Below are 18,841 nucleotides of genomic sequence, written 5' to 3'. Positions count from 1 at the left end.
GGCAGTATGCCAGGGAGCGGGACAGGGTTTCGGCAGGCCCGGACGGGCGGCGGGAACGGAACGGCGCGGCAAGGAGCCGCGCCCCAGGGACGAAGGGAGGCAGGGATGGTCATTGCGGGATCGGACGTCACCATGGGCAGCAGCCGCGTATCCATCGAACGGTACGAGCGGAAGGAGTCGCTGAAGATGTGGGTCGGCGACAAGCGGCCGGATTTCGAAAGGGAGGAACGGGGGATCGGCCTTGGCCCGGACCGGGTCGATCTCTCGGAACGAAGCAGGGCGGCGGAGGCGCATGCCCGCAACGCGGAGAAGAAGCAGGCCGCGGAAGATACCGAAGAAGCAGGGTGCGGCTGCGCCGAGGACAATCTGGAGCCCCGCCTGCGACTTCTGAAAGACCTGATCGAACAACTGACCGGCCGCTCGATCCGGGTCTTCGACATGGAAGAAGCGAAGAAAGCCGCCGAGGTGACTGACGGAGAGGGAACCGCCCCGGCCGGCACCGGGGATGACGGACGAGCCGGCTTCGGCATCGAGTACGATTTCTACGAATCACGTTACGAATTCGAAAGCACCGCCTTTGCTGCGTCGGGGGTGATCCGGACCGCCGATGGGCAGGAAATCCGCTTCGACCTGGGAATGCTCATGGAGCGCGAGCACTTCAGCGAAACAAGCGTGAGCCTGAGAGCGGGCGATGCGGTGAAAAAGGACCCCCTGGTCATCAACTTCAACGGCACGGCAGCGGCATTGACCGATCTCCGTTTCTCCTTCGACCTGGATGCGGATGGAACCGCGGACCGGATCGCCTCCCTGGGCTCCGGCAGCGGCTATCTGGCCCTGGACCGCAACGGCGACGGCGTCGTGAACAACGGGAGCGAACTCTTCGGCCCCGCCACCGGCGAGGGATTCGCCGAACTGGCCGCCTACGACGATGACGGCAACGGCTGGATCGACGAGCGGGACGCCGTCTTCAGCCACCTCACGGTATGGACCGGCGCGTCCGCCACGTCGGCCGGCACCCTGACCGGTCTGGCCCGGGCCGGGATCGGGGCCATCTATCTCGGCAACCAATCGACCCCGTTCGACCTGAAAGACGGCGACAACCAACTCCTCGGCTCGGTGCGAAGCACCGGAATTTTCGTGGGCGAGAAGGGATCCGTCGGCACCGTGCAGCAGATCGACCTGGCGGTGTAGCCTGCTCCGGCCCCACGCACGAGGGGCGCCGCTCCCGGGAGGGCGACGCCCCTTCTCTGTGCTGCCGGACCGGACCGCCGGCTTCAGAGGCCGGTCATCTCCTCAACCTTCAGTTCCACGTCGTCCATGTTGAGCCGCACCACCTTGCCCTTTTCCTCCTCGGCCCGGACGAGCCCGTCTTCCACCCATCCCAGGAGCTTCGCCCGCTCCACGCCGAACTTCGCTACGGCCTCTTCCACCGTGCACCATGCTTTGATTGTCTCGATGGTCATGGCAAACCTCCCTTCCAGGCATCGTCCTCTTAGTTAGAGTATACCACCGGATTGGCCATTCTTACCCCCTTGACCTGACGACCGGAAATCATTAGCCTTCGTGCTGGGCGATCATGGAGCCCGCAACCAGGAGGTCCGTCATGCCGGTGTACGAATTCTACTGTGCCGACTGCCATACCATTTTCAACTTCCTTGCCCGGCGGGTGAACACCACCGCAAGCCCGGCCTGCCCCCGGTGCGGCCGGCCGGGGCTCGACCGCCGGGTATCGCGCTTCGCCATAACCCGGAACCGGCCGGACGAGCCCCTGGACGGGATGCCCGACCTGGACGATGAACAGTTGGAACGGGCCATGAGGAGCCTTGCCGGCGAAATGGAGGGGCTGAACGAGGATGATCCGCGCCAGGTGGCCCGCTTCATGCGGAAGCTCCAGGAGGCCACGGGCATGAAGCTGGGCCCGGCATTCGATGAGGCCATGCGGCGCCTGGAGGCGGGCGAAGACCCGGAGGCACTGGAAGAGGAGATGGGCGATCTTTTCGATGCGGAGAATCCCTTCTCCAGTGAAGGGATCAAGGGGCTGAAGCGGCGGCTTTCCCCGCCGGAGCACGATGATACCCTCTACCGTCTCCCCGTGGGCGATGAGGAGGCGGGCATCCCGTGACAGACACCGGCCTGACTCCCCTTCCCGCCCCGTTCCTGGCTCTCATGGAGGAAGTGCTCCCTCCGGACCTGCGCGACGCATGCCTGGCCAGCTTCAGCCTGGAGAAGCCCACCTCGCTGCGTCTCAACCCCCTGAAGGGCGACCCGGACGAGACCCGCCGGGAGCTGGAAAGCGCCGGCTTCGACCCGGCGCCGGTATCCTGGTATCCCCTGGCTTTCACCGTTGACGGCGAAAGGCGCCGCGCCCTGACCGAGTCCGCCCCCTTCCGGGAGGGGCGCATCTACATCCAGAGCCTCTCCAGCATGGCCGCGCCCCTTGCCCTGGCGCCTCAGCCGGGGGAGACGGTGCTTGACCTGGCTGCCGCACCGGGCGGCAAAACCGCCATGATGGCCGCCATGATGGAAAACCGGGGACGCCTGTCGGCCGTGGAGGCGGTGCGAGGACGTTTTTTCCGGATGAAGGCGAACCTGGACCTTCAGGGGGCCACCATGGTGCGGTCCTACCTGACCGATGGCCGGAGCGTGGGACGCAAGTGCCCGGAGATGTTCGACCGGGTGCTGCTGGACGCGCCCTGTTCCTCCGAGGCCCGCTTCACGCGCCTGAACCCGGAGAGCTGGGCCCACTGGAGCCCCCGCAAGGTGGAGGAAGCGGCCCGCAAACAGCGGGGGCTCATCCGCTCGGCCCTGGAGGCCCTGCGTCCGGGCGGACTGCTGCTTTACTGCACCTGCTCCTTCTCGCCGGAGGAGAACGAACTGATCGTCAACGATGTCCTGCGCCGGGATGGGAACAACCTCCGGGTCTGTACCGTGGACCTGCCCCTGCCGAACCGCCGGCCGGGCCTCACCCGCTGGAGGGGAAAGGAACTCCATCCTGACCTGGCACGGGCGGTCCGCATCCTTCCCGACCGGGAGATGGACGGCTTTTTCCTCTGTCTCATCCGCAAATCGTCTGATTGATGAACCCGGCTTCGGCGGGGTAACTCATGGGAGGGAGAGGTGATCTGCCCGGACGGGCAGCGGAAGGGAAAGGGTCATTCGTTGTCTGCCAGAAGTTCGAGATGCCTGGTCACTTCTTCTGGCCGGCAGGCAATGATCGGCCCCGCCATTTCGGCAGCACAGGGGTCAGCCTCGGACACCAGGAGGATGGGAAGGGCGGCCCCTGAGCGATTCAGTTGTCCCACAAGCCATGATCCGCCCGGAGCACAGGTCAGGGAGCCGAGCACCAGGGCGAAGAACCGCTCCGGCGTCCCCTGCCGCTTCACCACCCAGTCGAGGGCCTCGTAGGAGGTCCGAACCGGCGTCACCCGGTAGCCGGCAAGCTTCAGCACGAAACCGAGGTTCTTTCGCTTTTCTCCGTCGCATTCCACCCAAAGGATCCGCCTGCCGCCGCCTTCTTCCGCCATGACTCCCCCCATGGTGCTCTCCCGGATATCCGAGGGGGGGATCCCCCCCCGGACCGGCTCATGCCGCTGCACTTCTTTTACAGCACGAACTGTGAAATCCCATAGGCCGCCAGCGTGGAGACGCTGACCCCGATCAGGCCGGGAATCATGAAGCTGTGGTTCAGGAGGTATTTGCCGATGCGGGTGGTGCCGGTACGGTCGAAGTTGATGGCTGCAAGGTCGCTGGGATAGAAGGCAAAGAAGAAGTAGGCGTAGCTGGCCGGCATGAGCCCCAGCAGCAGCGGGACCGGTAGCCCCAGGGCAAGGCCCAGCGGGAGCGTGATGGCCAGGGTGGCAGCCTGGCTCTTCACAAAGGCGGAGATGCAGAAGGTGGCGATGGCAAAGGTCCAGGGGGCCATCTTGACCATGACGCCGATGTTGTCCACCAGGAACTTCTTGTTGGCGGAAATGAAGGTATCGCTCATCCAGGCGATGCCGAAGATGGAGACCACGGCGATCATGCCGGCGGTAAAGACGCTGGAGTGGGCTATGTCCTTGGCCTTCACGTCGGCGGCGAACATGATGAAGGCGCCGTAGGCGAGCATGATGAACTGGACCACCGTGGTCATGGGCACCGGCTTCTTTTCGCCGTTGAGGGGGAGCAGGTCGGGAAACACCGCAAAGAGGATGATGGTGGCCACACCGGCAAAAAAGAGGGCCACGGACACTTTGGCGGTGGTGCTGATCTTCTTGTCCAGGGTGGTGACATCGACATCAAGGGCCTTGCGGAACTCGGCATCCTTGAGGCGCTCCTGGTACTCGGCGTCCTTGTCCAGGTCCTTGCCGCGGTTGAAGCTCCAGGCAGCGGCCACCAGCACGCCGATCACGCCGGCCGGCATGGTGACGGAGATGATGTCGATGAGGGTCACGGGATAGCCGGACTTGGAGGCAAAGCCGAGAAAAAAGGTCACTGCCGCGGCCACGGGACTGGCGGTGATCCCCATCTGGGAGGCAACGCTGGAGATGGCCATGGGCCGCTCGGGGCGGATACCGGTCTTGATGGCCACGTCGGCGATGACCGGCAGCAGCGCGTAGACCGCGTGGCCGGTGCCGACACAGACCGTCAGGAAAAATGTGGAGAGCGGGGCCAGGATGGTCACGTACTTGGGGTGGGCCCGCAACAGCTTCTCCGTCAGCTGCACCAGGTAGTCGAGCCCCCCGGCCACCTGCAGGGTCGCCGAGGCGGTGACCACCGCCAGGATGATGAGCATGACCGCGATGGGGGGCTCCGAGGGAGAGCTGCGGAAGCCGAGCACCAGGAGCGACACGCCGAGTCCTCCGATAAGGCCCAGGGCCACCCCACCCCTGCGGATACCGATCAGGACCGCGCCGAGAACGAGAACGAACTGGATCCAGAACATCATCATAACTGCCTCCCCTTAGGTCGGATCCGTTGGATCCGCACCTGTTGTCTGTCAGATTCACCCTTCAATGAGCAAGGGGGATACCAAGAACGACAACGTCTCACAAGAGGCCGTTTTTATTACCCAAATTGTCTTTTGCAGGGATATTTCAGGAGGGAAACCGGCATAACCTCCGGTTATGCCGGCAATGAACCACTGCAGGTACTATCAGTCATTTCAGCGAGTTAAAACAAACATAACCAAGGTTATCGCTATAACCCTCGGTTATGGGGGTTCACTTCCGCATCATCTTGAGCCGCTTGGAGAGGGCCGGCTGGGAGATGCCGAGAAGACGGGCGGCGAGGGTCTGGTTACCGCCGGCACGATTGAGGGCCTCTTCCACGAGGAACTCGGCGGCGTCGGTGAAGGTGGGAAGCTTATCGAACCCGGCAAAGGGGTTCAGGGTCGGCGGCGGAGTACCGGCGGGCTCTTCCGCGCTGCCGATGGCCCTAACGAAGCTCTCCATGGAGAGCATCCGGTCCCGGTGGACACTGACCGCATCGAAAACCATCGATTTCAACTCCCGCACGTTACCCGGGAAATTGTAGGTGGCCAGATGCTGGGCCAGTTCCGGCGGCGGCGTGGGTTTTTTCTTTCCCAACGTGCGGGCTGCCTCGGCCAGAAAATGGTCCAGCAGGAGCGGGATATCCCCTTTGCGTTCCCGAAGGGGCGGCATATGGACCTGGTGGGTGCGGAGCCGGTAGTAGAGATCGCGTCGGAACTCTCCGGCAGCCTCCCGGGCTGCCAGGTTGCGGTGGGTGGCGACGATGACCCGCGCCCGGAGCCGCCGGGGCTGGTCGCTCCCCAGGGGAAAGTACTCCCCTTCCTGGAGGAGCCGCAGGAGTTTAACCTGGGAGGGGATACCCAGGTCGCCGATTTCGTCCAGGAACAGGGTACCGTTGGCCGCCTCCTCCACCATGCCGCGCCGTACCGTCTCGGCGCCGGTGAAGGCACCCCGCACGTGACCGAAGAGGGTGTCGGCAAAGACCGTGTCGTCCAGACCGGCCACGTTCACCGCCACCAGCTGCCCCTTGCAGCCGCTCAGGGTATGGGCGGCCCGGGCCAGGAGCTCCTTGCCCACCCCGCTCTCGCCGGTGATGAGGAGCGGCTGGGGGCTCACGGCCACTGCCTCGATGTAGGCGAACAGGGAAAGCATGCCCCGGTCGGCGGTGACGATACCGGCAAAGGCCTCCGGGTGCCGCAGGCCGCCGGAGACGAGCCGGCTCGACATCTCCCGGTTCTCCCGCTGCAGCTCCAGCATCCTGACCGCCCGGAGAACTCCCCCCACGAGCCGGTCCTCCTCGTCGGTCTTGACGAAGTAATCGAAGGCCCCGGCCTTCATGCAGCGGACCGCGGTCTCCACCTGGTTCAGGCCGCTGATGACGATGACCGCAACTTCCGGATGACGCTCGGCGATCTGCTTGAGAAGTTCTTCCCCCGACAGGTGGGGCATGGTGAGGTCCAGGAGTACCAGGCCGATGCCGCCCCCTTCCAGTAGCGCCGGAACGTCCCTGCTGTCCTGGCAGAGGATGGTATTGGTGATGCCGGCAGACGACTCCAGGGTCAGGGAGAGGGAACGGAGCCAAGCCGGCTCGTCGTCCACCAGAAGGATGCCGAAGGGGGGATAGCGATTCTCGGTCATACGTGAATAGACTCCATCATTGACGTGGTTTTTCTCCTTCCGTCCCACCGCATACGGTTCCCGGAGGGGGGCGGAGGGTTCGCGGAGAAAAGAGTCCCCGCAAAAAGCATCGGACGTCACCCGAAGGGAAAGCGCCGGAAACGGCAGATCAGCCCCCATGAAACCCGACCGGCGACGCTTGGACTCTTTTCGGAGCGAGCCATCCGCCCCCCCGACCACCACCAACGCAGCCATCAGGTCGCAACGGGCAGGGAAAGCGTAACCGTGGTCCCCTCGCCAAGGGCCGACTCGAAGAGCAGGGTTCCCCCATGCTCCTTGATGATGCCCGCGGATACCGAGAGCCCCAGGCCGGTGCCGCCGTTCTCCCGCTTGGTGGTGAAGAAGGGGTCGGTGAGACGCGGGATGTTTTCCGGGGCGATGCCGCTCCCCTCATCCCTCACCCGCAGGTTCACACACCCGACGGCCGGGTCGAAAGAGGTCTCCAGCTCGACCCCCCGGCTCGGGTCCGGCAGGGCCTGGCAGGCATTGAGGACCAGGTTCACCACCACCTGCTCGATCCGCTGGACGTTTGCCAGCACCCGCGGCAGGTCGGGCTCATAGCGGGCCGTGAAGCGGGTCGTGGCCTTGCGCAGCGAGGCATCCACCAGCCGTACCGCCGCCTGGGCCACGCCGTTGAGGTCGACCAGCTCCTTGCCGCCCACGTCATCCCGCCGGGCAAAGTCCTTCAGGTCCTCAACGATCCGCTTGATCCGCTTGGCCCCGTCCTGCATCTCGTCCAGAAGCCGCGGCACCTCCTCACGAACCCGTGAGTAACGGAGCCCGCCGAGGGTGAAGTCCCCCTCCGTCCGGTAGCGCTCCTCCAGGATGGGGGCCGCATCATTGTAGATCTTGCGCAGGATCGGCACGTCCAGCAGGATGAGGCCGGTGGGGTTGTTGATCTCGTGGGCCACGCCGGAAACCAGGATGCCCAGCGCAGCCATCTTGTCGGCCTGCAGGAGCTGCTGCTGGTTAAGCTGGACCTCCTCCAGGGCCCGGGAAAGGGATTCGGTCCGCTGGGCCACCTGCCGCCGGAGCGAATGGCTCCAGAGCACCGTGCCGCCGAGGATGACGAGCAGGGGAATCACCACCACCGCCGCATACCTGGCGATCTCCTGCCAGCGGACCGGCTGGGGCTCCAGCACCCCCAGCCACTTGGCGCGGATCGCCTCGTACTGGCCGGTCTTCCTGAGGATGGCGAGCCCCTCGCTGAAGCGGGCCAGAAGCTCCGCATCCCCCTGGCGGACCGCATATCCGTAACGCTGGGCCGCGATGCTCCGAGCCACGGGCACCAGGTTCGTGAGCCGGTTCTCCCGGATGATGTACATGCCGGGAACCATGGCCGCCACCGCGTAGTCGCATCCTCCCGCGGCCAGGAGCCGGAGGGCGTCCGCCGGGGTCGGGGTCAGGATCAGGTCCTTGCCGTAGCCCCGCTCCGCCAGGTACTCGTGCATGATCCCGTCCCGGTGGAGCGCCACCTTCCTGCCCCTCAGATCCTCAAGCCCCCCGGCGGGGGGCGAATCGCGCCGGGCAAAGATGGCATGGTAGACAATGGTGTGAGGCGGGGTGAAATCGATCTGCCTGGCCCGCTTCTCGGACCACGAGATCCCCTGGAGCACGTCGACCCGACCGCTCTTGAGGGCGGAGAACATCTCCGACCAGGCGCCGAGGCGAAACTCCACCGTCATCCCCATCACCTCGGCGATGGCGCGGGTCAGTTCCACGTTATAGCCGGCGGGCTTGCCGTTCTGGTCGATGAACTCGTAGGGGGGGTAGTCGCGATCGCCGCCCACGACGATGGTTTGATGCCGGTCGCGGGGCGCGTCGGCAGCCGACGCTGTTCCCACGGCCACAAGGACCAGCGCCGCGAGCACCGTCAACAGCACGGCCAGGTAGCGGTAGCCGCGCCCCGGCAACGGGACGGGCGGAATCTGCCACCGGCAGGACATGCATGCGAAGCGGCCGCCCATGGCGGAGCCTCCTTTCCGGCTAATCGGCCGAGCGGGCACGGGCCGCTCCCGGCGCTTGTATCGGACGAGTCACTATAGTATAACACCCAGACGAGCCGTCCATCAGCCCGGGGGCACTGCCCGTGAACACACCCTTATCAGAGACACATCTTCTGGATGCCTGTCGGCAGCTCTTCGGCCCCGATGTCGATCTGTCGCGCGAATTCCTCCACTACCTCCAGCCGAGCGGGGCCAAGGCCGCCTTCCGGCAACGGGCACGGGAAACCCACCCGGACCTCTTCGGCCACGAATCTCCCCATCTCCAGCAGCGCCAGGCCGAGCTGTTCCGCCGGGTGCGTGAGGCCTACGACCTCATGTGCGCCTTTTTCAGGCACCGGGAGGAAGGACTCGCCCGGCATGAAAGCCCGTGCCAGTCCGCGGGCAGAAGGAGATCCGCCGGGCGGGAGCGACCCCGGGACGACGGCCCCCGGGACGGATTCTACCAGGGTCACCTGCCCCAGCGCCCCCTGAAACTGGGCCGATACCTCTATTACCGCGGCATGATCTCCTACCGGGACCTGATCCGGGCCCTGGCCTGGCAGCGGGCGGGACGCCCCCCCATCGGCGCCCTCGCGACCCACTGGGGCTGGCTCGACGACGGCCAGGTCCGGACCATTCTCTCCGCCGGCCATCACCCCGGCCGTTTTGGCGAAAAGGCCATCCGGTTCGGCTTCCTCACCCCCCGCCAGGTGGAGCTCCTGCTCTTCCGCCAGCGCTCGCGGCAGACGCGCCTCGGCCAGTATTTCGTAGCAGGCAACGTGGTGAGCATGACGGAAATGGAGCGACTCGCCCGGGAACTTCGCCAGCACAATGCACGCACCGGGGGTCCAAAGCGAGCCACGGGCCGCTGACCGCTACTCCCCGTTCACCAGACGCTCGATCAGCTTGCCCATCTTCACGTCGGGGAGCACGTAATCCACCGCTCCGGTGGCGATTGCGGAGCGGGGCATCCCGTACACCGACGACGTTTCCCGGTCCTGGGCGATGGTGATCCCCCCGATCGACTTGATGTGACGGATTCCCTCGGCCCCGTCGTTCCCCATGCCGGTGAGCACGATCCCCACGAACACGTTGCTGCGGGACCGCTGCAGCGATTTCATGGTCACGTCGGCGGACGGCTGGACATAGTTCACCCGTGGGCCGCTGACCAGCATGATCCGGCGGTTTCCCTCCAGGGCCAGATGGCAACCGCCCGGGGCTAGGTAGACATGGCCCGTCCGGAGGTATTCACCATCCTTGGCCAGGTTGACCGGCATAACGGAAACCTTGGCCAGGCTCAGGGCCACCCGCTCATCCATGCCGGGCTGGATGTGAAGGACCACGATAACGGCGGCTTCCAGCCGGGGCAGCGTGGAAAACAGCGTCTTGAGAGTGATGGGGCCGCCCGTGGAAACTCCTATGACGACGATATTGCCGTTAAACATGGGGAGCGGCTTCCTCCGCCAGGAGCAGGCGGTAGTGCTGGACGGCCTCGTACAGATGCCGGGGGTCGATGGGCTTGGCCAGGAAATCGCTGACATATTCCTGAAGCCCCTCCATCTGGCTGTCCGGCTCCCCGATGCCCGTCAGCATGATGATGACGTTCCCCTCGTAGAGTCCCCGCCGCACGATCTCGCGGATCGTGGCCCAGCCGTTCATGCGCGGCATCATCACATCCATCAGGATGACCCCCCGGAATCCCGCCTCAAGCTGGGCGAGGCAATCTTCGCCGCCGGCAGCGGTCGTGATGGCGCCCCCCTTCACCCGGAACATGTCTTCCACGGCCGCCCTGACCATTGCCTCGTCGTCCACCAGCATCACCTGAACATCCATCGCACACCTCCCTGACCAGGAAAAAACAGGGGGGCGGAACCGCCGGACGGCCCGGCCTCCCCATGAAATTACCGCTACGCTGACGGACCGGCGCGCCGCCGCTCCCGCAAAAACTCCCCGAGAATCCTCCCCGTGTGGGACACATCCCCCATGCGGGCCACTTCCTCCGGCGTCCCCCGGGCCACGATGCGCCCGCCGCCGTCACCCCCCTCGGGCCCCAGGTCCATGAGCCAGTCGGCCTCGGCGATGACGTCCAGGTTGTGCTCGATGACGATGACCGAGTTCCCCGCCTCCACCAGCCGGTGCAGGACCCGTACCAGCTTCTCCACGTCGGCCATGTGGAGGCCGATGGTGGGTTCGTCCAGGATGTAGAGGGAGTGGGGGGCGGTGCGGGGCACCCGGAGCGCATCCTTCACCGGCTTTGCCTTGGCCAGCTCGGTAACGAGCTTGATCCGCTGGGCCTCGCCGCCGGAAAGGGTCGGGCTCTGCTGGCCCAGGGTCAGGTAGCCGAGCCCCACGTCCTGCAGGAGCTGGAGCGGGTGAAGGATCGACCGGTGGGCCGCGAAGAACTCCACCGCCTCGTCCACGCTCATGGCCAGGAGGTCGCCGATGGATTTCCCCCGATGGCGGACCATGAGGGTCTCGGGGGTGAAGCGCAGCCCCCCGCACACCTCGCACGCCACCTTCACGTCTGGGAGAAAGCTCATCTCGATGGTCTTCACCCCCTGCCCTTCGCACTCGTCGCACCGCCCCCCCTTCACGTTGAAGGAGAAGCGGGAGGGGCCATACCCCCGCAGCCGCGCCTCGGTGGTGCCGGCGTAGAGTTTGCGGATGGCGTCCCAGAACCCCACGTAGGTGGCGGGGCAGGAGCGGGGCGTCTTGCCGATGGGGGTCTGGTCCACCTCCAGCACGCGGCTGAGCTGCTCCCAGCCCCGGATCTCCCGGCACCCCGCGGCGGCATGGGCTCCCCTGCCATGGGCCAGAAGCCCCTGGAGCCCGGCGTGGAGAACGTTGCGCACAAGGGTGCTCTTGCCGCTCCCCGAGACGCCGGTCACGCAGACCAGACGCCGGAGCGGGAAGGACACGTCGATCTCCCGCAGGTTGTGGAGGGTGGCCCCCAGCACCTGGATGGCCGGTTCCTCCGGCGTCGGCGCAGGTCGCCGCTCCACCAGGGGATGGCGCAGGGGCTCAGCCAGGTAGCGCCCCGTGAGGGAATCCGGGGCCGCCATGACCTGCTCCAGGGTCCCTTCGGCCACCACCAGGCCGCCATTGACGCCGGCGCCGGGGCCCAGGTCGATGACGTGCTCGGCCCGGCGGATGGTCTCCTCGTCGTGCTCCACCACCACGATGGTGTTCCCCTTCCCCTCCAGCTTCCTCAGGGTTTCCAGCAGCATCCGGTTGTCCCGGGGGTGGAGGCCGATGGTGGGTTCGTCCAGGATGTAGCAGACCCCCCGCAGGTTCGAGCCGAGTTGGGCCGCCAGCCTGATCCGCTGTGCCTCGCCGCCAGAAAGGGTCGGGGCCGCCCGGTCGAGCGACAGGTACCCGAGCCCCACCTCGCCCAGGAAGGCAAGCCGCGTCGTGATCTCGGCCACGATATCGCGGGCGATGGCCGCCTCCCGCCCCTCAAGACCCAGTTCGGCGATAAAGGCGGCAGCCTGGATCACGGTGAGGGCCGTCAGCTCGGCAATATTCCGGTCCCGGAAACGGACCGCCAGGGCCTCGGGGTTGAGCCGGGCGCCGCGGCAGGCGGAGCAGGTCCGCTCCTCCCCCTCGAACCACTCGTTCCACCAGATCTCCTCGCCGGTCTGCTCCGCGTCGAAGCCGGGGATCTCCAGTCCGGTGCCGAAGCAACGGGGGCACCAGCCGTGGCGGGAGTTGTAGGAAAAGAGGCGCGGGTCGGGCTCGGGGAAGCTTTGGCCGCAGGAGGTGCAGGCACGGAGGGTGGAGAAGAGCAACTCCACCTTCGCTTGGCTGCCGGCGGCGGCGTGCGTCACCGCCACCCGCACCACCCCTTTGCCGAAGGCCAGGGCCCGGTCCAGCAACTCCCGCAACGCCCCCTCCCCTTTCGCCGACACGGTGATCTCCCCCACCGGCAGGTCGATGTCGTGCTCCCGGAACCGGTCGAGGCGTGGCCAGGGCTCCACCGGGGTCATGACGCCATCCACCCGCAGGTGGGTGAAGCCCTTGCCCGCGGCCCACGCGGCCAGGTCGGTGTAGTACCCCTTCCGGGCCGTTACCAGCGGTGCCAGGAGCGCCACCCGCTTCCCCCGGAGCTCCCGCAGGAGCCGGGCCGCGATGGCGTCCGGGGTCTGGGGGGTGATGGGGATGCCGCAGTCGGGGCAGTGCTGGACCCCGAGCTTCACAAACAGGAGGCGGAGGAAATGGTAGATCTCCGTCATGGTCGCCACGGTGCTCTTGCGCCCGCCCCGGCTCGTCCGCTGCTCGATGGCCACCGTGGGCGGGATGCCGAGGACCGCGTCCACGTCGGGGCGGGCAGCGGGCTGGACGAACTGGCGGGCATAGGCGTTGAGGGATTCCAGGTAGCGCCGCTGCCCCTCGGCAAAGAGGATGTCGAAGGCCACGGTAGACTTGCCGCTCCCCGAAATGCCGGTGATGACCGTGAAGCGGTCACGGGGCACGGCGATGGTGACATTCTTCAGGTTGTGCTCCCGGGCATGGACGATGCGGATGGACCGGTCCGGCACCACGGCGGGGAGCGCCTCCGCCGCCGGCTGAGTCGATGCCCGCACCAGGGCGGCCAGTTCCTCCCCGTACTCCTGCAGGGCTCGGCCGGTATGGCTTTCCGGGCACGTCATCACCTGGTCCGGTGTCCCGACGCAGACCACCCGTCCCCCGGCGTCGCCCCCCTCGGGCCCCAGGTCGATCAGCCAGTCCGCGGCGCTGATCACGTCCAGGTTGTGCTCGATCACCACCAGGGAGTCCCCGGCCTCCAGCAGCCGGCGAAAGGCGGCCAGGAGCCGGGCGATGTCCTCGAAATGGAGGCCGGTGGTGGGCTCGTCGAACAGGAAAAGGTTCCCCGCCCCCGTGCGTTTCCGTCCCCCCACTTCGGCCAGGTGGCCGGCGAGCTTCAGGCGCTGGGCCTCACCGCCGGAAAGGGTCGGCACCGGCTGGCCCAGGCGGAGGTAGCCGAGCCCCACGGCCTCCAGCGGTTCCAGGCGCCGGAGCACCTCCCGCTGATCAGCGAAAAAAGCCACCGCCTCGGTCACGGTCATCTCCAGCACGTCGGCGATGGACAGGGGGCGCCCGCCCCCTCCCGGCACGAGCCGCACCTCAAGCACCTCGGGGCGGTAGCGGCTGCCGTCGCAGTCGGGGCAACGGAGGTAGACGTCGGAGAGGAACTGCATCTCCACATGCTCGAAGCCGTTGCCGCCGCAGGAAGGGCAGCGGCCGGTGCCGGCATTGAAGCTGAACGTGCCGGTGGTGTACCCCCGTTCCCTGGCCAGGGGCTCGGCCGCGAAGAGCTTGCGGATGGCGTCGAAGGCCCCCACGTAGCTGGCCGGGTTGGAGCGGGTGGTCTTGCCGATGGGGGACTGGTCCACCATAACGACATCGCCGATCAGCTCCGCACCACGGATGGCAGCGTGCGCCCCCGGCGGCTCCGTCGGCCTCCCCTTGAGCTTCAGGAGCCCCCGGTGCAGCACCTCCTGGACCAGGGTCGACTTGCCCGAGCCGGAGACGCCGGTGATGCAGACCAGGCGGTTCAGGGGAATGCGGACGTCGACCCCCGTGAGGTTGTGGGCGGCGGCGCCGAGGATTTCCAGGGAATGATGCCCCTCCGTAACCGGCCGGAGCCCGTCGCCGGTGGCCACCTGTTTCCGCCCCGCCAGATACTCGCCGGTCAGGGAGCGCTGCTCGTTCAGAATTGCCGCGGGCAGGCCGAAGAAGACCACCTCGCCGCCCCGCTCGCCCGGACCGGGGCCAAGGTCGAGCAGCCGGTCGGCCGCAAGCATCACCTGGGGGTCGTGCTCCACCACCAGCAGGGTGTTCCCCGCGTCCCGCAGCTGGCGCAGCACGCCGATCACCCGCCCCATGTCCCGGGGGTGGAGGCCGATGGAGGGTTCATCCAGCACGAAGAGGGTATTGACGAGGGAGGTGCCCAGGGCCGTGGTCAGGTTGATCCGCTGCACCTCGCCCCCGGAAAGGGTGCGCGACTGGCGGTCCAGGGTGAGGTAGCCGAGCCCCACCTCCCCCAGGTAGCCCAGGCGGACGCGGATCTCCCGCAGGAGCAGGTCCGCCGCCTCGTCCAGGGGGGCCGGCAGCGCCAGGCCGCCGAAAAACGACGAGCAGCGTTCCAGGGGCAGGAGCATGACATCGTGGATGGTGAGGCCGGGGAGGTGGCGTAGAACCTCATCGGGCAACCCCATCCCCCGGGGGCGGAACCGCGCTTCCGGCGGCAGGACCCGGTCGGCCTCATCCTTTGTCCCGAGCCGCCACAGGAGCGCATCGGGGGAGAGCCGCGCCCCCCCGCAGGCGGGGCAGAGGGTGTAGGCCCGGTACTTGGAGAGGAGGACCCGGATGTGCATCTTGTAGCTCTTGGTTTCGAGCCAGTCGAAAAAGCGCCGCACCCCGTACCAGAGCCCGTCCTCCCAGGACCCCTCCCCCTCGATCACCCACTGGCGCTGCTCCGCTGTCAGCTCCCGCCAGGGCACGTTCACGGGAATCCCCCGTTGAGCGGCAAAGGAGATCAGGTCGTCCCGGCATTCCCGGTAGCTCTCGGTCTGCCACGGCTTCACCGCCCCGTCAGCCAGGGACCTGGATTCGTCCGGGATCACCAGCCCCGGGTCGATGCCGATCACCCGGCCGAACCCCCGGCAGGTGGCGCAGGCCCCCACCGGCGAGTTGAAGGAGAAGAGGTGGGGCGCCGGGTCCTGGTAGGAGATGTCGCAGTCCGGGCAGTGGAGGTCGCTGGAGAAGCGCCACGGTTCCGCCGCGGAACCTTCGCCGGCGGGACGGACGAACACCCGCCCGTGCCCGACGCGCAGCGCCGCCTCCATCCCCTCCACCAGGCGGGAACGGTTTGCCGGTGCCAGGCGGGTGCGGTCCTGGATCACCTCCAGGATGCCTTCCTCCTCCCGGTGGATGCGGGTGTATCCCTGGCCGGCCAGGAACCCTTTCACCTCGTCGGTGGAAAAATTGGCCGGCACCGGCACCGGGAAGGTAACCAGCACGGCGGCCCCGGCGCCGGCATCTCGCGCCAGCAGCTCATCCGCGATGCTCTCGGGCGTATCGCGCCGTACCGGCCGGCCGCAGCCGCGGCAGAAGAGCCGCGCGGCCCGGGCGAACAGGAGCTTCAGGTGATCGTTCAGCTCCGTCATGGTACCCACGGTGGAGCGGGAGGTGCGCACCGGGTTGGTCTGGTCGATGGCGATGGCCGGAGGAATCCCGTCGATCCGGTCCACGGCCGGGCGATCCATCCGCTCCAGGAACTGACGGGCATAGGGGGAAAAGGTCTCAACGTAGCGGCGCTGCCCCTCGGCGTAGACCGTATCGAAGGCGAGCGACGACTTCCCCGAACCGGAAACGCCGGTGACGACAATCAACTCGCCCAGGGGAAGGTCGAGATTGAGATTCTTCAGGTTGTTCTGGCGGGCGTTGCGGATGGAGATCGATTCGTGGGCCATGGGGAGAGAGTATAACAGGCAAACGGACGCAACGCGATGGAAACGATGGAGACACCGAGTACCGACGCGACGGTTTCAGGGCTGCGCATCTCCCTCTGCCGCCGTGACCGGCGTGCTCGTATCCCAGGCGTGATCATGATGCGTATGGTTGGCGGTGCGGTCGCCGGCCAGCAACTGCTCCTGCAGCCGGATCTGTTCCCTGGCGGTGGAGATGTAGCTGGACTCATCGTGGCGGTGGGGCGCCAGGTGGTGCATGGCGGACTCGTCGTACCTGATGAAGTCCTGGCCGGCGCGGGTGGCGCCGTACCTCCGGCATCCCAGGCTCGCCAGCACGTCCACCCCGGCCCGCACCGAGGTGTCGAGAAAATCGCGGTAGATGTTCCCCACTCCCAGGTCCAGGAGTTCGTGGGCGTCCAGGTTGGTGCCGGCCCGGGCCATGATCTTCAGGTTGGGGAAATGTTTGCGTGCCGTGGCAACGAGCGTGTTAACGGTGGCGGGGCTGTCGATGGCGATAAAGAGGATGCGGGCGCTGTCGGCCCCGGCCGAACGGAGGATGTCCAGCCGGGTCGCGTCCCCGTAGAATACCTTGAACCCCATCCGGCGAAGCAGGTCCACCTGGTCTGAGTTGTTATCCAGAATGGTCGCCTCCACCCCGTTGGCGCGGAGGAAGCGCCCCAGGGTGCTGCCGAAGGAGCTGAACCCGGCGATGATGACCGGGTGCTCCGTGTCGATCAGGTCGGCCTCCTGCTCCTCCCGCTCCCGGGTGCCGAACCGGGGCAGCACCAGCCGTTCGTTCGCCAGCAGGAGCAGAGGGGTCATGGTCATGCTGATGGCCGTCACCGCCATCAGGGTATCGGTCCAGTCGCGCCCGATGATCCCCAGCCGGTCGATGAAAGCGAACAGGACAAAGGCGAACTCCCCCACCTGGGACAGGCCGATGGCGAAGATGCTGTTCTGGTCGAAGGAAAGGCGGAACAGCCGCCCCGCGACGACCAGCACCACTGCCTTGACCAGGATGACGGCCAGCACCAGCGAGACGATGGTGGCCGGTTTGTCCGTCAGCAGCCTGAAGTTGATGGATGCCCCCACCGCAATGAAGAAGAGGCCCAGCAGCAGCCCCTTGAAGGGCTCGATGTCGCTCTCCAACTCGTGGCGGAACTCGCTGTTGGCAAGGAGCACGCCGGCGAGGAAGGCGCCCAGGGCCGGACTCAGCCCCACCAGCTCCATCAGGTATGCTATGGCAACCACGATCAGCAGCGCCGCGGCGACCGAGAGCTCGCGGACGCTGGCCTTGGTGACGATGCGGAGAAAGGGGACCACGATGGAACGCCCCATGACCACCACCGCCACCACGGCAAAGAGGACCGACCCGGCCTTCATCCAGACCGGCAGGCCGTCAAGCAGGGAGGGCGCATCCCCGTGGACGGCGCCCCCGCCGGCCTGGATGGCCAGGAACGGGAGCAGGGCCAGGATCGGGATCACGGCGATGTCCTGGAACAGGAGCACCGCAAAGGAGCTCAGCCCGGCGTGAGAGTTGCCCAGCCCCTTTTCCTTGAGGGATTGGAGCACGATGGCCGTGGACGACATGGCAAGGGCCAGGCCCGCGGCAAGGGCTCCCCGCCAGTCGAGGCCCAGCAGCAGGAGGCCCGCGGTCAGGGCACAGGTGGTCAGGGCCAGCTGCAGCGACCCCAGCCCCAGGATGGTGGTGCGCATCCGCCAGAAATGGGCCGGCTCCAGCTCCAGGCCGATCAGGAAGAGCATCATGACCACGCCGAACTCGGCGAAATGCATGATGTCCTCCCCCTCGCGCCCCACAAACCCGAGACAGAAGGGGCCGATCAGTATCCCGGCCAGCAGGTAGCCCAGGACGGAGCCCATGCCCAGGCGCCGGGCAATGGGCACGCAGAACAGGGCCGCTGCAAGGTAGACCACGGCCTGACCGAGAATGGTGTCGGTCATGGAGCCTCCCCCCGGTTCACGCCCGAAATCCAGTCGTTCAGGAACTCATACCCCCGGATCTCCTCCAGGGGCGGGGATTGCGCCAGGTTCAGCAGGACCTGCCGGTACTGGTCGGCACAGTCGGCCAGCATGCCGTCGGTGAGGCGGTAGGTCCCCTGGACCACGAAGGGGGGAAGCCAGTCCATCCGGCAGAGATGGGTCGCCTGCTCCAGCGGATAGAGCAACTCGGGAATGGTGTACCGGTTGAACCCGCCGTGGGCGTAACTGGCCCGGGTGCCGCCGGTGGTGATCGTCATGAAGATCCGCTTGCACTCCAGGTTGTAACTCCCCTGGCCGTGGGCCCAGCCGTGCTCCAGGACCAGGTCCATCCACTGCTTGATAATGGCCGGGGGGCCGTAGAGGTACAAGGGGTAGTGCCAGACGATGACCTGATGCGCCAGCAGCAGTTCCCGCTCCCGGGCCACGTCGATGTTGAAATCGGGATACTGTTCGTAGAGGTCGTGGAGGGTTACGCACTCCAGGCCGCGGAGGCCGGCCAGCAACGCCCTGTTGGTCCGCGAGTTTTCGAAGCGCGGATGCGCGAAGAGGATGAGTATGTTGTTCATTCTGGAAGGTATAGGGAAATGCCTATCCCATGTCAAGAAATGGAGGCGATCCGGCGCGGCTCTTTTCTTACCCCTGAGTCCGTGCCGGATGCCACACCGACGGAGCGACTGTGCCCGAGCGCCTGCCGCTGTAGGCGAAATGGAGCGGCCACCGGCCTGATTGTCTGAAC

The 18,841-nt window shown here is 66.7% G+C and carries 14 protein-coding genes; 4 read left to right on the top strand and 10 right to left on the bottom strand.

Going from position 1 to position 18,841, the window contains the following annotated elements; all coding sequences use genetic code 11:
* Nucleotides 1-105: 105 nt before the first annotated feature.
* Nucleotides 106-1,191 carry a hypothetical protein gene (locus AABA48_RS00940; RefSeq protein ID WP_338270796.1) on the top strand — a complete coding sequence of 362 codons (1,086 nt, stop codon included), beginning with the start codon at nt 106-108 and terminating at the stop codon, nt 1,189-1,191.
* Nucleotides 1,192-1,274: 83 nt separating this feature from the next.
* Here AABA48_RS00940 and AABA48_RS00935 read toward each other — a convergent pair whose 3' ends face one another.
* Nucleotides 1,275-1,463: a hypothetical protein gene (locus AABA48_RS00935; protein WP_010943376.1), complete on the bottom strand. Its 189-nt coding sequence runs from the start codon at nt 1,461-1,463 to the stop codon at nt 1,275-1,277.
* Between the two features lie 140 nt (nt 1,464-1,603).
* Here AABA48_RS00935 and AABA48_RS00930 point away from each other — a divergent pair, with 140 nt between their 5' ends.
* Complete coding sequence (locus AABA48_RS00930; protein WP_338270795.1) at nt 1,604-2,122, top strand: FmdB family zinc ribbon protein; 519 nt, start codon at nt 1,604-1,606, stop codon at nt 2,120-2,122.
* Complete coding sequence (locus tag AABA48_RS00925) at nt 2,119-3,078, top strand: RsmB/NOP family class I SAM-dependent RNA methyltransferase (protein WP_338270794.1); 960 nt, start codon at nt 2,119-2,121, stop codon at nt 3,076-3,078. Before AABA48_RS00930 ends, AABA48_RS00925 begins: the two co-directional genes overlap by 4 nt.
* 74 nt (nt 3,079-3,152) lie before the next feature.
* Here the strand turns inward: AABA48_RS00925 and AABA48_RS00920 are convergent, their stop codons facing one another.
* From AABA48_RS00920 to AABA48_RS00905, 4 genes are all read right to left on the bottom strand, one after another.
* Complete coding sequence (locus AABA48_RS00920; protein WP_338270793.1) at nt 3,153-3,536, bottom strand: response regulator; 384 nt, start codon at nt 3,534-3,536, stop codon at nt 3,153-3,155.
* Between the two features lie 65 nt (nt 3,537-3,601).
* The gene (locus AABA48_RS00915; RefSeq protein WP_010943380.1) at nt 3,602-4,930 is read right to left on the bottom strand and encodes an anaerobic C4-dicarboxylate transporter; all 1,329 of its coding nucleotides are present in this window, start codon (nt 4,928-4,930) and stop codon (nt 3,602-3,604) included.
* Nucleotides 4,931-5,201: 271 nt separating this feature from the next.
* Nucleotides 5,202-6,608, bottom strand: a complete 1,407-nt coding sequence (locus AABA48_RS00910; RefSeq protein WP_338270791.1) for a sigma-54-dependent transcriptional regulator — start codon at nt 6,606-6,608, stop codon at nt 5,202-5,204.
* A gap of 233 nt (nt 6,609-6,841) precedes the next feature.
* Nucleotides 6,842-8,614 carry a transporter substrate-binding domain-containing protein gene (locus AABA48_RS00905; RefSeq protein ID WP_338270789.1) on the bottom strand — a complete coding sequence of 591 codons (1,773 nt, stop codon included), beginning with the start codon at nt 8,612-8,614 and terminating at the stop codon, nt 6,842-6,844.
* Nucleotides 8,615-8,736: 122 nt separating this feature from the next.
* Between AABA48_RS00905 and AABA48_RS00900 the strand changes: the two genes are divergently transcribed.
* Nucleotides 8,737-9,504 (top strand): J domain-containing protein, encoded by a 768-nt coding sequence (locus AABA48_RS00900; RefSeq protein ID WP_338270788.1) that lies wholly within the window; start codon nt 8,737-8,739, stop codon nt 9,502-9,504.
* A 3-nt stretch (nt 9,505-9,507) separates the two neighbouring features.
* Here AABA48_RS00900 and AABA48_RS00895 read toward each other — a convergent pair whose 3' ends face one another.
* The 5 genes from AABA48_RS00895 to AABA48_RS00875 form a co-directional block, all read right to left on the bottom strand.
* Nucleotides 9,508-10,077 (bottom strand): CheB methylesterase domain-containing protein, encoded by a 570-nt coding sequence (locus AABA48_RS00895; protein ID WP_010943384.1) that lies wholly within the window; start codon nt 10,075-10,077, stop codon nt 9,508-9,510.
* The gene (locus tag AABA48_RS00890) at nt 10,070-10,465 is read right to left on the bottom strand and encodes a response regulator (RefSeq protein ID WP_286351700.1); all 396 of its coding nucleotides are present in this window, start codon (nt 10,463-10,465) and stop codon (nt 10,070-10,072) included. The genes AABA48_RS00895 and AABA48_RS00890 overlap by 8 nt, the downstream gene beginning before the upstream one ends.
* 74 nt (nt 10,466-10,539) lie before the next feature.
* Nucleotides 10,540-16,107 (bottom strand): excinuclease ABC subunit UvrA, encoded by a 5,568-nt coding sequence (gene uvrA / locus AABA48_RS00885; protein ID WP_338270787.1) that lies wholly within the window; start codon nt 16,105-16,107, stop codon nt 10,540-10,542.
* A gap of 75 nt (nt 16,108-16,182) precedes the next feature.
* Nucleotides 16,183-18,066: a monovalent cation:proton antiporter-2 (CPA2) family protein gene (locus AABA48_RS00880; protein ID WP_286351699.1), complete on the bottom strand. Its 1,884-nt coding sequence runs from the start codon at nt 18,064-18,066 to the stop codon at nt 16,183-16,185.
* The gene (locus tag AABA48_RS00875) at nt 18,063-18,671 is read right to left on the bottom strand and encodes an NAD(P)H-dependent oxidoreductase (RefSeq protein ID WP_286351698.1); all 609 of its coding nucleotides are present in this window, start codon (nt 18,669-18,671) and stop codon (nt 18,063-18,065) included. The genes AABA48_RS00880 and AABA48_RS00875 overlap by 4 nt, the downstream gene beginning before the upstream one ends.
* Nucleotides 18,672-18,841 lie beyond the last annotated feature (170 nt).

It is taken from the genome of Geobacter sp. 60473 (assembly GCF_036323535.1).
GTDB lineage: Bacteria > Desulfobacterota > Desulfuromonadia > Geobacterales > Geobacteraceae > Geobacter > Geobacter sulfurreducens.
The sequence above is the reverse complement of the archived record's forward strand: the minus strand, read 5'-3'. Positions and strand labels throughout refer to the sequence as shown.

Coding starts and splice junctions, on each gene's coding strand:
- AABA48_RS00890 (WP_286351700.1), bottom strand. CDS start 10,465: ATGGATGTTCAGGTGATGCTGGTGGACGACGAGGCAATGGTCAGGGCG.
- AABA48_RS00875 (WP_286351698.1), bottom strand. CDS start 18,671: ATGAACAACATACTCATCCTCTTCGCGCATCCGCGCTTCGAAAACTCG.
- AABA48_RS00910 (WP_338270791.1), bottom strand. CDS start 6,608: ATGACCGAGAATCGCTATCCCCCCTTCGGCATCCTTCTGGTGGACGAC.
- AABA48_RS00895 (WP_010943384.1), bottom strand. CDS start 10,077: ATGTTTAACGGCAATATCGTCGTCATAGGAGTTTCCACGGGCGGCCCC.
- AABA48_RS00935 (WP_010943376.1), bottom strand. CDS start 1,463: ATGACCATCGAGACAATCAAAGCATGGTGCACGGTGGAAGAGGCCGTA.
- uvrA (WP_338270787.1), bottom strand. CDS start 16,107: ATGGCCCACGAATCGATCTCCATCCGCAACGCCCGCCAGAACAACCTG.
- AABA48_RS00930 (WP_338270795.1), top strand. CDS start 1,604: ATGCCGGTGTACGAATTCTACTGTGCCGACTGCCATACCATTTTCAAC.
- AABA48_RS00880 (WP_286351699.1), bottom strand. CDS start 18,066: ATGACCGACACCATTCTCGGTCAGGCCGTGGTCTACCTTGCAGCGGCC.
- AABA48_RS00920 (WP_338270793.1), bottom strand. CDS start 3,536: ATGGGGGGAGTCATGGCGGAAGAAGGCGGCGGCAGGCGGATCCTTTGG.
- AABA48_RS00940 (WP_338270796.1), top strand. CDS start 106: ATGGTCATTGCGGGATCGGACGTCACCATGGGCAGCAGCCGCGTATCC.
- AABA48_RS00915 (WP_010943380.1), bottom strand. CDS start 4,930: ATGATGATGTTCTGGATCCAGTTCGTTCTCGTTCTCGGCGCGGTCCTG.
- AABA48_RS00905 (WP_338270789.1), bottom strand. CDS start 8,614: ATGGGCGGCCGCTTCGCATGCATGTCCTGCCGGTGGCAGATTCCGCCC.